Source organism: Stenotrophomonas panacihumi, from assembly GCF_001431645.1.
Classification (GTDB): Bacteria; Pseudomonadota; Gammaproteobacteria; order Xanthomonadales; family Xanthomonadaceae; genus Stenotrophomonas_A; species Stenotrophomonas_A panacihumi.
Map to the genome: position 1 here is coordinate 49,351 of NZ_LLXU01000058.1, position 13,671 is coordinate 63,021.

Here is a 13,671-nt window from a genome sequence, read left to right on the forward strand (position 1 = left end):
GACATGCGCATTCTCATCCTCGGCGCCGGCGGTACCGGCGGCTATTTCGGTGGTCGCCTGGCCCAGGCCGGGCTGGACGTCACCTTCCTGGTGCGCGAACGCCGCGCCCACCAGCTCGACCGCGACGGCCTGCGCATCCGCAGCCCGCTGGGCGATGCCGATTTCCCGGTCAAGCACGTCACCGCCGAATCGGTGGGCGCCGCCGCCGCGCTGGCGCCCTTCGACCTGGTGATCCTCGCCTGCAAGGCCTACGACCTGGGCAGCGCGATCGACGCCATCGCCCCGGCCATCGGCGAAGGCACCACGGTGCTGCCGATCCTCAACGGCCTGCAGCACTACAAGGAACTGGATGCGCACTTCGGCCACGGCAACGTGCTCGGCGGGCTGTGCTTCATCAGCGCCGCGCAGGGGCCGGACGGCGAAATCCTGCACCTGGGCAAGCCGGCCTCGATCACCTTCGGCGAGCGCGACAGCGCGCACCTGAGCCCGCGCGTGCGCGCCTTCGCCGAGGCCTGCGCGCAGGCGGGCATCGACCATGTCGCCTCGCCGGCGATCGCGCAGGAGCAGTGGGTCAAGTACACCTTCCTGTGCAGCCTGGCGGCCGCCACCTGCCTGACGCGCGCGCCGATCGGCCGCATCGTCGAAACCGAGGACGGCCGCGCGCTGATCAACGGCCTGTACAACGAAACCCTGATCGCCTCGGAAGCCGACGGCCAGGTGATCCCCCTGCCCGCCCGCGAGAAGGCGTTGCAGACGCTGCTGGCGCCGGGTTCCGAACTCAAGGCCTCGATGCTGCGCGACCTGGAAGCGGGCCGGCAGGTGGAAGCGCGGCAGATCGTGGGCGACATGCTCGCGCGCGTGCGCGACACCGGCCGCAACGCGCCGTGGCTGATGGCGGCCTTCGTGCACCTGCAGGCTTACCAGCTGGAGCGCATGAGCCGCGCCTGAGGCCGGCTTTCGCGCGGCGCTGACGCGCGCCCGGGGATGCTGCCCGCCGGCATCCCGGGCAGGCGTCCATGAAAATCTTCGAGCAGGTATTCCGCGGCGGGCACGTCGTGGTGATCGTGTTCTTCGTCGCCTGCGCCGCCGGCCTGGTGGCGATGGCCGGCTACGAGTTGTGGCACGGCTTCACCCCGGGCATCGAGCAGAGCACGCGCGACCGCTTCAATACCGTGCTCGAAGCAATCGGCATGCTGACCGTGGCGCTGGTCACGCTGGAGCTGGCCCAGACGATCTTCGAAGAGGAAGTGATGCGCGACGTGAAAGTCAGCGGCCCCACGCGCGTGCGCCGCTATCTTTCGCGCTTCTTCGTGGTGATCGTCATTGCGCTGGCGATCGAAACGCTGGTCTCGATCTTCGAACTGATGCACGAAGACCCGCGGCAGTTGCCCTACGCCGCGGCCGTGGGCGCCTGCACCGCGATGCTGCTGGTGGCCTGGGGCCTGTTCGTGCGGCTAAATCGCAGCGCGGAAGAACTGGAGCCCGAAGCGATGGAAGAAGCCAAGCGCGAGGACCACAAGGTCGCCTGAGCGGCGACCCGGCGCGTGTGGCTCAGGCGCTGGCGACCGCGAACGGCAGCGGCTGCACGGGCGTCGGCTTGCCATCGGGACCGAGTGCGATCATCACGAAGTGGCCGCGCGTGCACAGCTTGCGCTCGCCGGTGGCCAGGTCTTCGGCGACGAGTTCGACCTCGACGCGAATGGAGCTGCGGCCGACCTCGACCACGCGGCCGATGGTTTCGACCATCTGCCCTTGCCGGATGGGCAGTTTGAAATCGACCTGGTCCGAGCGTGCCGTGACCACGGTGTGGCGCGAATAGCGCGCGGCGGCGAGGAACGCGGCCTTGTCCATCCACGCCAGCGCCTGTCCACCGAACAGCGTGCCCATGTGATTGGTGTGGTTGGGGAACACGATCTCGGCCATGCGCACTTCGGTAGGCGCGATGGCGGGCGTGATGTCGGTGGACTCGACGGTATCGGAGGAAATTTCAGTCATGGCCGGAGGCGCGAATGGGGTCGCCCCCATTGTGCACCGACGGAACCGCCCCGGGCGCACAAAAGCAAAAACCCCGGGAAGTCCCGGGGCTTTCCCACAATCCATCCGCTGAAGAGCCCCCCTTAGTAAGGGGGGCGCGCCGAAGGCGCGGGGGATTGGAGGCGGAGGGCCGGGGCCCAAGGTTTTGCGAAGCACAACCTTGGGGGCGTTGCCCGCTACGCGGGCAGCGCCAAACCCCGCATGCGTTCTTTAGAACGCATGGTCGAAAGAAACCTCACCCTGCACGCCGACCTGGTACGCCGACACGCGGCGCTCGAAGAAGTTGGTCAGCTCCTGCACGTCCTGCAGCTCCATGAAGGGCAGCGGGTTGCGCACGTTGTACTTCTTCTCCATGCCCAGCTTGGCGAAGTGCTGGTCGGCGCAATGCTGCAGGTACTCGCGCATGTCGCGGGTCGAGATGCCGGCCACGCCACCGGACAGCACGTCCTCGGCGAACTGCAGCTCGCACTCGATGGCCTCTTCCAGCATCTGGTAGACCTGCTGCTTCAGCGCATCGTCGAACAGGTCCGGCTCTTCCTCGCGCACCTGGCGCACGGACTCGAACGCGAACTCCATGTGGCAGCTCTCGTCGCGGAACACCCAGTTGGTGCCCGAGGCCAGGCCCGGCAGCAGGCCGCGCGAACGGAAGTAATACACGTAGGCGAAGGCGGCGAAGAAGAACAGGCCCTCGATGCACGCGGCAAAGCAGATCTGGTTGAGCAGGAACTGGCGGCGCTGCTCGCGGGTCTCGATGCGCTTCAGGCCCTGGATCGAGTCGATCCACTTGAAGCAGAACTCGGCCTTCTTCTTGATCGAGTCGATGTTCTCCACCGCCGAGAACGCCTTGGCGCGTTCGGCCGGGTCCGGCAGGTAGTTGTCGAGCAGGGTCAGGTAGAACTGCACGTGCAGCGCTTCTTCGTACAGCTGGCGCGACAGGTACATGCGCGCTTCCGGCGCATTGAGGTGCTGGTACAGGTTCAGCACCAGGTTGTTGGACACGATCGAGTCACCGGTGGCGAAGAACGCGACCAGGCGGTGGATCAGGTGGCGATCGGCCGCGGTCATCTTCGAATGCAGGTCGGAGATGTCGATCTGGAAGTTGATCTCCTCCACCGTCCAGGTGTTCTTGATCGCGTTGCGGTACATCTCGTAGAACTGCGGGTAGCGCATCGGACGCAGGGTCAGTTCGAAACCCGGGTCGAGCAGCATCTGGCGGCGTTGTTCGGACATTGTGCTGTTGCCTTGTATTTCCCCGCCCGGCGGCGGAAGTAAACGGGATTTGCTGGGGCGGCCCTCAGCGCTCGTAATCGTCGTGCGCGTGCTGGCTGATATAGGTGCTCAATCCTTCGCCGGCTTCGGCGAGCGTCTTCATCCGCGCCACCTTCCTGGGGCCGGCGCGGCCCTTGCTGCTGTACTGGTAGAGCGTGTCGCTGTTGCGGAACTTCACCCAGAGGGAGGTCGCGTCGAACCGGTAGGCTTCCACGCCCGAATGTCCCGAGCGGTTGGCGTAGCGCTTCATCTTCAACCCCCGGGGAGGGCACGTTCTTTCCCGATGCTCCACGCGGCGTGTTGCGAACGGGTGCGGATCGGGTGATGCCATCCTCACGCGATGCCGACAACCCGTCCTTGCGCGGAATCAATCCCGCGCCCGGACGGTTTGCCGCAGGTCACTGCATTACTGGCACGCCTCGCAGGCTTCCGGGTTCTCCAGCGAGCAGGCCACCGCCTCGACCGGCGTATAGGTGCTCACCGTGGTCTTGGCGATCTTGGTCGCCGGACGCGAACGCAGGTAGTAGGTGGTCTTGATGCCCTGCTTCCACGCGTACATGTACATGGAGGACATCGCGCCGATGTTCGGGCTCTCCATGAACAGGTTGAGCGAGGCGGACTGGTCGATGTAGGCGCCGCGGTCGGCGGCCATGTCGATCAGCGCGCGCATCGGCAGTTCCCACGCGGTGCGGTAGACCTGGCGCAGGGTTTCCGGGATCTGCGCGATGCCCTGGATCGAACCTTCGGCCAGCTTGATGGTGTCGCGCATTTCCGCGGTCCACATGCCCAGCTTCTTGAGCTCGTCGACCAGGTAGCGGTTGACCTGCAGGAAGTCGCCCGACAGCGTCTCGCGCTTGAACAGGTTGGACACCTGCGGTTCGACGCACTCGTAGCAGCCGGCGATCGAGGCGATGGTGGCGGTCGGCGCGATGGCGATCAGCAGCGAGTTGCGCAGGCCGTGTTCCTTGATGCGCGCGCGCAGGGCGTCCCAGCGCTCGCCGTTCTCCGGCGTCACGCCCCAGGCGTCGAACTGCAGCTCGCCGTTGACGGCGCGGGTATCACCGAAGGACGGGTGCTTGCCGCGCTCGGCGGCCAGCTCGCAGGAGGTTTCCAGCGCGTGGAAGTAGATCGTCTCGGCGATCTTCTGCGACAGCGCGCGCGCCTCGGCCGAATCGAACGCCAGGCGCTTGCGGAAGAACACGTCCTGCAGGCCCATGCAGCCCAGGCCGACCGGGCGCCAGCGCAGGTTGCCGCGGCGCGCGGTCTCGATCGGATAGAAGTTCAGGTCGATCACGCGGTCGAGCTGGCGCACGGCCAGGCGCACGGTCTCGGCCAGCTTGTCGAAGTCGAAATCGCCGTACTCGTCGAAGTGGCGGCCGAGGTTGATCGAGCCGAGGTTGCACACCGCGGTCTCGTCGTTGGAGGTGACCTCCAGGATCTCGGTGCACAGGTTCGACAGGTGGATGACGTTGCCGGTGCGCAGGGTCTGGTTGCTGGCCTTGTTGCACTTGTCCTTGAACGTCATCCAGCCGTTGCCGGTCTCGGCCAGCGTGCGCATCATCCGCGAATACAGCTTGCGCGCGGAGATCGTGCGCTGCGCCTTGCCCTGGGCCTCGGCCTGGACGTAGGCGGCCTCGAAGGCGTCGCCGTACAGGTCGGTCAGCTCCGGCACGATGCGCGGGTCGAACAGCGACCATTCCTGGTCGGCCTCCACGCGCTTCATGAACAGGTCCGGCACCCAGTTGGCCAGGTTGAGGTTGTGGGTACGGCGGGCCTCGTCACCGGTGTTGTCGCGCAGCTCGAGGAAGTCCTCGATGTCGGCGTGCCAGGTTTCCAGGTACACGCAGGCCGCGCCCTTGCGCTTGCCGCCCTGGTTCACCGCCGCGACGGAGGAGTCGAGCGTCTTCAGCCACGGCACGATGCCGTTGGAGTGGCCGTTGGTGGACTTGATCAGCGAGCCGCGCGAACGCACGCGGGTGTAGCTCACGCCGATGCCGCCGCTGAACTTGGACAGCTGGGCGATGTCGCCGTACTTGGAGTAGATCGACTCCAGCGAGTCCTGCGGCGAATCCAGCAGGAAGCACGAGGACAGCTGCTCGTGGGTGGTGCCGGAGTTGAACAGGGTCGGCGAGGACGGCAGGTAGTCCAGGTTGCCCATGCGCTTGTACAGCGCCAGGGCTTCGGGCACGTCTTCGCTCAGGGCGCTGGCGATGCGCAGGAAGAACTGCTGCGGGGTCTCGAGCACCTTGCGGGTATGCGGGTGGCGCAGCAGGTAGCGGTCGTACAGCGTGCGCAGGCCGAAGTAATCGAAGTGCAGGTCCAGCGAGATGTCGATGGCGTCGTTGAGCTTGCGCGCGTTGGTCTGCACGAAGTTCAGCAGGCGGTCGTTGATCAGGCCGACCTCGTGGCCACGGGCCACGGACTGCGAGAAGGCGTGGATCTCCTGGCCGGAGACTTCCTTGGCGATGTAGTTGGCCAGCAGGCGCGCGGCCAGGCGGCCGTATTCCGGCTCCTCGCCGATCAGCAGCGCGGCGGTGCGGATGGACAGCTCGTCCAGCTCGCGGGTGCTGGCGCCGTTGTACAGGCCGGAGATGGTGCGGGTGGCCACGCGCATCGGGTCCACCGCGTGCAGGCCCTCGCAGCAGCGCTGCACGGCACGCACGATCTTGTTCAGATCCACCGGCTCGATACTGCCGTTGCGCTTGGTCACGCCCATGACCGTGGCGGTCGGCGGCGACGTGAGCAGGAACTGGGCGTCTTTCTCGGCGGTAGCGGTGGAAGTTTCGGGCGAGGTCACGGCTCTGTTCTCCATGAATGAGGCACGCGGTCGGCTGCGGGGGGCAGACGACGGTTGGGTGGGTCGGGCATCGCAGCTTGGTCGGGCGGTGTCGCGAAAGCTGCGACGCCCGGGGCGGTCCCCGGGCAGAGCTTCCACTTCACCGTCCACCCCTGCCGGGAGGCCACGGCCGGCGCCGCGCGTGGTGCTTGGCACGCGGCGATCGGTCCGGCACAGGGGTGGCCCATCGGGGGTTGCCTGCCTGTTGCTGGAAGGTCGTGACTTGGGTCACGCGCTGCCGATGAACCCAAGATAGTGGGGTCGCCCCAATGCGTCAACACACGATGTTGGGTGATTTGCCGCAGGCCTTGCCCGGCGCGCCATTGGGTTTTGTCAAGTTTTTCTTCACCTGGCGCGAGTGCGCAGAACGCCGCGCGAAGGCGCCGCTCAGCGGCTCGGCGAAGGCCCGGCGGCCTCGTTCCAGTGCACCGCGGCCAGGGCCTCGCGCAGCCTGGCCTGGGCTGCCTCCACGGCGAACGGTGGCTGCCGCGGCGGGTCGTAGACCTCCGGGCGGGTGCCGCTGACGATCAGGTCGATCGCCACGCAGTGGCCGTGGCGCATGCCGCGGTAGCCATCCACCTGCAGGTAGTGGCTCATCGCCGCGTCGGCGGCGTGGTAGTGCACGAAGTCCACCCCGTCCAGCACCACCGGCTCCGGCGTGCCCTGGGCTTCGGCGGGGGCCTGCATGCAGCTGGCCACGGCCTGGGGGTCGTCGCTGCGGCCCACCCGCAGTTCGGCGGCGGTGATCTCGTTGGAGCCATCCACCAGCAGCGCGGCCAGCGGCGTGCCGGCCTGCCCCGCAGGCACGAACATCGCCCAGCCCGAGGGGGTCAGGAACTGGGGGTGGAAGTCCCGCCGCCACTGCAGGCCGGCCGGCGCGGCCAGGTGCAGGCCGGTGAGCATGTCGTCGAAGGCGTTGCCGTCCAGGCTGATGCCGGTGGCCAGCGGCGGGGCCGCCAGCGCGGCGGCATCGGCGGCGGCCTGCTCGGCCAGGGGGCGGGCGGCCTGCGCCACGTCGGCGCTGCCGGCGGCGGCGGCGGGCGCCGGCGCCGGATCCTTGCAGCCGGCCAGCCCCGCGACCAGCACCGCCATCACCTGCCAACGCGCCATCGCCGCCTGCCTCATGTCCTGCTCCGCTCCACTGGGTGCAGCGATGCTGCCGCAGCCCACGTGAACGCTGCCGGGCCGGCGGCGGCGATGTGATTCAGTTCTCGGGAATCTCCGCCACCGGCAGCGACACATTCATCAAGGAGGCGTCCTCCGGGTCCGGATGCAGGCTGAAACCCAGGCTCTCGCACATCGCCAGCATGGTGCGGTTTTCGCGCAGCACCTGGCCCTCGACGGTCTTCAGGCCGAGCCAGTGCGCGTACTCGATCATGATGCGCATCAGCTGCCAGCCGATGCCGTGGCCCTTGAGGTCGGAGCGGATCAGGATGCCGTACTCGCCGCGCTCGTAATCGGCATCGGCATGCAGGCGCACCGCGCCGAGCATCTCGCCGCTGCGCGGTTCGATCGCCACCAGCGCGATGGAGCGGGCGTAGTCCAGCTGGGTCAGGCGGGCGATGAACTCGTGGCTGAAATGCTTCACCGACTGGAAGAAGCGCAGCCGCAGGTCCTCGTCGGTCACGCGGGCGAAGAACGCGCGGAACAGCGCGTCGTCCTCCGGCCGCACCGGACGCACGAGGGCGCGCGCGCCGTCGGCCAGGGTGATCTGGCGCTCCCACTCCTTCGGATACGGGAAGATCGCAAAGCGCGGGTGGCCGCGGCCCTTGTGCAGGCGGCGCGGCGCGCCGACCGCCACGCGGGCATCCAGCGCCAGCACGCCATCGCGGTCGGCCAGCAGCGGGTTGATGTCCAGTTCGAGGATTTCCGGCAGGTCCGCCGCCAGCTGCGCCAGCTTGACCAGCACCAGCGCCACCGCGCGCTCGTCGGCGGGGGCGACGTCGCGGTAGCCCTTGAGGATGCGCGAGACGCGGGTGCGGCCGATCAGCTCGTGGGCCAGCCGCAGGTCCAGCGGCGGCAGCGCCAGCTCGCGGTCGTTGATGACCTCGACCGCGGTGCCGCCGCGCCCGAACACGATGACCGGGCCGAAGGTCGGATCATCGGCGATGCCGGCCACCAGCTCGCGTGCCTTCGGGCGCACCACCGTCGGCTGCACCACCACCCCGCCGATGGCGGCGTGCGGCAGCGCCTCGCGCGCGCGGCGCAGGATGCCCTCGGCCGCCTCGCGCACCGCGCCGACGCTGGGCAGGTTGAGGCGCACGCCATCGACATCGGATTTGTGCGCGATGTCGTCGGACAGGATTTTCACCGTCACCGTGGCGCCGGCGGCAATCAGCGTCTCGGCCAGTTCGGCGGCCTCGTAGGCGCTGGCGGCGATCTGCACCGGCACGCAGGGGATGCCGTAGGCAGCCAGCAGCTGGGTGGTGGCGACCGGGTCGAGCCAGCGCTGCCCCTTCGCCAGCGCCGCCTCGACCAACGCGCGCGCGCAGGCCGCGTCGACGACGAAATCCTCCGGCAGGCTGGGCGGGGTTTCCATCAGCGCGGCCTGCGCCTCGCGATAGCGCACCAGGTGGGTGAAGCCGCGCACCGCGTCGGACTCGGTGGCGTAGGTGGGCACGCGCGCGGCGTTGAGCGCGGCGATGGCGGCATCGTCGTTGCCCAGCCATACCGCGAACACCGGCTTCTGGCGCTGGTAGCGGTCGCGCTGGCCCAGGCTGCGGGTCAGCGCCTTGGCGGCATCGGCCGAGGAAGTGAAGGCTGTGGGCACGTTGATGACCAGCACCGCGTCGTTCCCGGCGTCCTCCAGCAAGGCGTCGATGGCGCCGGCGTAACGCTCGCCGTCGGCGTCGACGATGATGTCCACCGGGTTGTCGCGCGACCAGCCTTCCGGCAGCACCTGGTCCAGCCGCGCGATGGTGCTTTCCGAGAGCGACGCCAGGCTGCCGCCGCGCAGCGTGAGCTGGTCCACCGCCAGCCGGCCGATGCCGCCGCCGTTGGAAAGAATCGCCAGCCGGCGCCCCGGGAACGTACCCAGGCGGCCGAGGGTCTCGGCGGCGGCGAACAGTTCGTCCAGCGCGCCCACGCGCAGCAGGCCGGCGCGCGCGAAGGCGGCGCCGTACACCGCGTCGGAGCCGGCCAGCGCCTGCGCGTGCGTGCTGGCGCCGGCATTGCGCTGCGACTGCCGGCCCGACTTCACCACCACCACCGGTTTGGCGCGCGCGGCGGCACGCGCGGCGGACATGAACTTGCGCGCGTCCTTGATGTGCTCGACGTAGAGCAGGATGGCGCGCGTGCGGTAATCGGTGGCGAAGTAATCGAGCAGGTCGCCGAAATCCACGTCCAGCGTGTCGCCCAGCGAGACCACGGCGGAGAACCCGACCGAGCGCGCCACGCCCCACTCCACCAGCGCGGCGGCAATGGCGCTGGAGTCGGACACCAGCGCCAGGTCGCCGGCCTGCGGCGTGTGCGCGGCGATGCTGGCGTTGAGGCGCGCGTGCGGGGCGATCACGCCCAGGCAGTGCGGGCCGAGGATGCGCAGGCCGGCCGCGCGCGCGATGCGCTCCACGCGCTCGCCCGCCGAGCCCGGGCCTTCGCCCAGGTGCGCGGTGAGGATGACCGCGGCGGGCACGCCGCGTTCGGCGGCGGCCTCGATCACCTGCGGCACGATGCTGGCCGGCGCGGTGACCACGACCAGGTCCGGCACCCACGGCAGGTCCTTGAGCTTGCGCACCGTGGCGATGCCGTCGATCTCGGGGTAGCGCGGGTTGACCCAGCCGATCTGCCCGGGGAAACCGGCCGCATGCAGGTTGCGCACGACCGCACGCCCCGCCGAGCGTTCGCGCGGGCTGCCGCCGATGACCGCGACCGACTGCGGGCGGAAGACCGAGGAGAGGTGGTAGGTGCTCATGCGGCTACCGTACACGGGAGCGCGTGGGCGCGGTATGCGCGTGCGCAAATCGTGGCGGCGCGGCCGCCGCGCCCTACAACAGCGTGCCGCTCAATATCGCCGCGGCGATGCTGAAATAGATCACCAGCCCGGTCACGTCCACCAGCGTGGCCACGAACGGCGCCGACGCACTCGCCGGGTCGAAGCCCAGCCGTTGCAGCACGAACGGCAGCATCGAGCCGGAAAGCGAGCCGAACGTCACGATGCCCACCAACGCCGCGCCGATGGTCAGCGCCACCATCTTCCAGTGCGCGCCGTAGTCGTACAGGCCCGTGTTCTGCCACACCGCGATGCGGATGATCGCCAGCAGGCCGAGGATCGCGCCCAGCACCATGCCGGTCGGCAGTTCGCGGAGCGCCACCTTCCACCAGTCGCGCAGGCGCAGTTCGCGCAGCGCAAGCGAGCGGATCAGCAGCGAGGTCGCCTGCGAGCCGGAATTGCCGCCCGAGCTCATGATCAACGGGATGAACAACGTCAACACCACGGCCTTGGACAACTCGTCCTCGAAGTGCTGCATCGCGCTGGCGGTGAGCATCTCGCCCAGGAACAGCACGCTCAGCCAGCCGGCGCGCTTGCGGATCATCTCGCCGAAGCCGATGTGCATGTACGGCTTGTCCAGCGCTTCCACGCCGCCGAACTTCTGCACGTCCTCGGTGGATTCGGCGATCAGCGTGTCCAGGATGTCGTCCACGGTGACGATGCCCAGCACGTGCCCACCGGCATCCACCACCGGGATCGCCAGCAGGTCGTGGCGGCGGATCAGCCGCGCCACTTCTTCCTGGTCGAGCATCGGGTCCACGGCGATCGGCGGATTGACCTGCGCCACCTCCATGATCGGCGTCTCCGGCAGGCCGGTGATCAGCCGGCGCATGGTCACCACCTGCTCGAGCTGGCGGGTCCGTGGGTCGAGCAGGTAGATCGCATACACCGTCTCGCGGCTGCGCTCGACCTCGCGCACGTATTGCAGCGTGCGCGCGACGGTCCAGTCGGCCGGCACGGCGACGAATTCGGTGGTCATCAGCGCGCCCGCGGTGTGCGGCGGGTAGCGCATCAGCTTCTGGATCGACAGCCGCGCGTCGGTGCCCAGCCGCCACAGCAGCGCCTCGCGCTGCGCGGCGTCGAGCTCGTGGAAGATGTCGGTGGCGCGGTCGTCGGCCATCTGGCCGAGCAGCGCGGCGGCCAGCTCGGGCGGCAGCGCGGCCACCAACGCGCTGGCATCGCGCAGTTCGGGCTGTTCGAGGATCTTCACCGCGCGCGGCTGCGGCAGCGCGGCCAGCACGGCGGTGGCGTCTTCGCGGTCCTGGGCGTTGAGGTACTCCACCGCATCGGCGGTGTTGAGCTCGGCCAGGGGCGCGATCAGGTCATCGGCGCCCGTGACGGGGCGCAGGAGGTCTTCGTTGTGCATGGTTCGCCTGCAATACGGCCATCGTCGACGATGGCGCGGCGAACCCCCGATGCGATCAGGCGGCTGCCGGCGCTGGCGTCGACCAGGGTCTAGGGTGACTGTCGCTGGACATGGGAATCGGGACTCCAAAAGGATGCGCCGGCCAGGTGGGCCTGTCCGGCGGCGCGCGAAGTCTGCGCCGATGCCCGGGGGTGGTCAACCTCGCGGGCCACCCGCCTCGCGCGGCGGTTCATCGCCCGGCCCGTGACGCAGCGTGCCGCCCGCCGCCCGCCCACGGGCGATGCGCGCGGCCATAATGCAGTCCCCCATGGAGATGTCCGATGCATAGTGGTGGCCTGGAGCTGGCGCTGGTCCTGATGCTGGCGGCGATCATCGTCGTGCCGGTGTTCAAGAAGTTCGGCCTGGGCGCGGTGCTGGCCTACCTGGTGGCCGGCGTGCTGCTGGGCCCGGATGGCTTCGGCTTCGTGCAGGACGCCGACCGCATCCTCTCGGCCGCCGAGATCGGCGTGGTGATGCTGCTGTTCGTCATCGGCCTGGAGCTTTCGCCGGCGCGGCTGAAGCTGATGCGCCATTCGGTATTCGGGGCGGGCACCGCGCAGGTATTGCTCACGGCCGTGGCGCTGGGCGCGCTGCTGATGGCCGACCACTTCGGCTGGCGCACCGCGTTGATCGTCGGCATCGCGCTGGCGCTGTCCTCCACCGCGGTGGGCCTGCAGCTGCTGGCCGAACACAAGGCGCTCAACAGCGATTACGGCCGGCTGGCGTTCGCCATCCTGCTGTTCCAGGACCTGATCGCCATCCCGCTGCTGGCCGCCATCCCGCTGCTGGGCGGCGTGCGCAACGACGCGCTGGAATGGCGCGACGTGGCCGTGGCGCTGGGCGCGCTGGCGGTGGTGATCCTGTTCGGGCGCTTCGCGTTGCGCCACCTGTTCCGCGTGGTTGCGCGTACCAAGCTGCCGGAGGTCTTCACCGCCACCGCGCTGCTGGTGGTGCTGGGCACGGCCTGGTTCATGCAGGAGGCCGGCCTGAGCCCGAGCCTGGGCGCGTTCCTGGCCGGCGTATTGCTGGCCGATTCGGAATACCGCCACGAGCTGGAATCGCAGATCGAGCCGTTCGAAGGCCTGCTGCTGGGCCTGTTCTTCATCGCCGTGGGCATGGGCATCGACCTGGACCGCATCGCCGCCGAGCCGCTGCTGGTGGCCTCCGGCGTCGGTGCCTTGCTGGTGGTGAAGTTCGCGCTGCTGTTCCTGGTCGGCCGCGTGGCGCGGCTGCCGATGCGCAGCTGCCTGATGCTGGGCACCGTGCTGTGGCTGGGCGGCGAGTTCGCCTTCGTGGTGTTCAACGAGGCGCATCGCGTGGGCCTGCTCAACGCCGCCAACCACGACCGGCTGGTGGCCATCGTCGGCCTGTCGATGGCGCTCACGCCGCTGCTGCTGCTCGGCATGCAGCGGCTGCTCGGGCAGGCGCCGCGCGCCGAGCGCGAGGAGAAGGAATTCGACAAGATCGACCCGCAGTCGCCGCAGGTGCTGGTGGCGGGCATGGGCCGCTTCGGGCAGATCGTTGCGCGCCTGCTCACCGCCCAGCGCATTCCCTACGTGGCGCTGGAGCACAACCCGGAGACGGTGGAAGACCTGCGCCGCTTCGGCAGCCAGCTCTACTACGGCGATCCCACGCGCCCGGAACTGCTGCGCGCGGCCGGCGCGGATCGCATCAAGGTGTTCGTCATCGCCATGGACGAACCGGATACCAACATCAAGGCGGTGCGGTTGATCCGCCGGCTGTACCCGCAGGCCAAGGTGCTGGCCCGCGCGCGCAACCGCCAGCACGCCTGGAAACTGATGGACCTGGGCGCCGAGCCCTTCCGCGAAGTGCTCGGCTCCAGCCTGGAGCTGAGCGAGCGCATGCTGGTGGAGCTGGGCAGCGACGCGGCCGCCGCCGAGCACACGGTGGCCCGGTTCCGCCAGCACGACGAGGACCTGCTCAAGCGCCAGTACCTGGTGTACGACGACGAGGCGGCGGTGATCCAGACCTCGCGCGAGGCACGCGCGGACCTGATGCGGCTGTTCGAGGCCGACATCGAAACCGACGCGCCGCCGCCGGACGAGGCCGTGCCCGGCCCCGCGCGCGAAGGCGGCCCGGCCCGTTGAAAGGCGCCGGCCGCATGCCCGATGATCCGCC

Annotated in this window: 10 protein-coding genes; 3 read left to right on the forward strand and 7 right to left on the reverse strand. The window is 69.1% G+C overall.

From position 1 onward, the window contains the following. Nucleotides 1–3: 3 nt before the first annotated feature. Nucleotides 4–948 carry a 2-dehydropantoate 2-reductase gene (gene panE / locus ARC20_RS05155; RefSeq protein ID WP_057645356.1) on the forward strand — a complete coding sequence of 315 codons (945 nt, stop codon included), beginning with the start codon at nucleotides 4–6 and terminating at the stop codon, nucleotides 946–948. A 68-nt stretch (nucleotides 949–1,016) separates the two neighbouring features. Beyond that, a complete protein-coding gene (locus ARC20_RS05160; RefSeq protein ID WP_057645358.1) occupies nucleotides 1,017–1,529 on the forward strand; it encodes a hypothetical protein in 513 nt (170 codons plus the stop codon). Between the two features lie 22 nt (nucleotides 1,530–1,551). Here the strand turns inward: ARC20_RS05160 and ARC20_RS05165 are convergent, their stop codons facing one another. The 7 genes from ARC20_RS05165 to mgtE all read right to left on the reverse strand — a co-directional run bounded on the left by ARC20_RS05165 (nucleotide 1,552) and on the right by mgtE (nucleotide 11,493). Beyond that, on the reverse strand, nucleotides 1,552–1,995 hold the full coding sequence (locus ARC20_RS05165) for an acyl-CoA thioesterase (RefSeq protein ID WP_057645360.1): 444 nt from the start codon (nucleotides 1,993–1,995) through the stop codon (nucleotides 1,552–1,554). A gap of 249 nt (nucleotides 1,996–2,244) precedes the next feature. Beyond that, complete coding sequence (locus ARC20_RS05170) at nucleotides 2,245–3,264, reverse strand: ribonucleotide-diphosphate reductase subunit beta (RefSeq protein WP_057645362.1); 1,020 nt, start codon at nucleotides 3,262–3,264, stop codon at nucleotides 2,245–2,247. 64 nt (nucleotides 3,265–3,328) lie between these two features. Then, nucleotides 3,329–3,553, reverse strand: a complete 225-nt coding sequence (locus ARC20_RS05175; protein ID WP_057645364.1) for a hypothetical protein — start codon at nucleotides 3,551–3,553, stop codon at nucleotides 3,329–3,331. Nucleotides 3,554–3,709: 156 nt separating this feature from the next. Continuing rightward, nucleotides 3,710–6,115 (reverse strand): ribonucleoside-diphosphate reductase subunit alpha, encoded by a 2,406-nt coding sequence (locus ARC20_RS05180; protein ID WP_057645367.1) that lies wholly within the window; start codon nucleotides 6,113–6,115, stop codon nucleotides 3,710–3,712. A gap of 411 nt (nucleotides 6,116–6,526) precedes the next feature. Next, nucleotides 6,527–7,264 (reverse strand): hypothetical protein, encoded by a 738-nt coding sequence (locus tag ARC20_RS05185; protein WP_057645370.1) that lies wholly within the window; start codon nucleotides 7,262–7,264, stop codon nucleotides 6,527–6,529. Nucleotides 7,265–7,343: 79 nt separating this feature from the next. Beyond that, on the reverse strand, nucleotides 7,344–10,049 hold the full coding sequence (locus ARC20_RS05190; protein WP_057645373.1) for a bifunctional acetate--CoA ligase family protein/GNAT family N-acetyltransferase: 2,706 nt from the start codon (nucleotides 10,047–10,049) through the stop codon (nucleotides 7,344–7,346). 73 nt (nucleotides 10,050–10,122) lie between these two features. After that, a complete protein-coding gene (gene mgtE, locus ARC20_RS05195) occupies nucleotides 10,123–11,493 on the reverse strand; it encodes a magnesium transporter (RefSeq protein WP_057645375.1) in 1,371 nt (456 codons plus the stop codon). 320 nt (nucleotides 11,494–11,813) lie between these two features. Between mgtE and ARC20_RS05200 the strand changes: the two genes are divergently transcribed. Next, nucleotides 11,814–13,640: a monovalent cation:proton antiporter-2 (CPA2) family protein gene (locus ARC20_RS05200; protein WP_057645379.1), complete on the forward strand. Its 1,827-nt coding sequence runs from the start codon at nucleotides 11,814–11,816 to the stop codon at nucleotides 13,638–13,640. The last annotated feature ends 31 nt before the right edge of the window (nucleotides 13,641–13,671 follow it).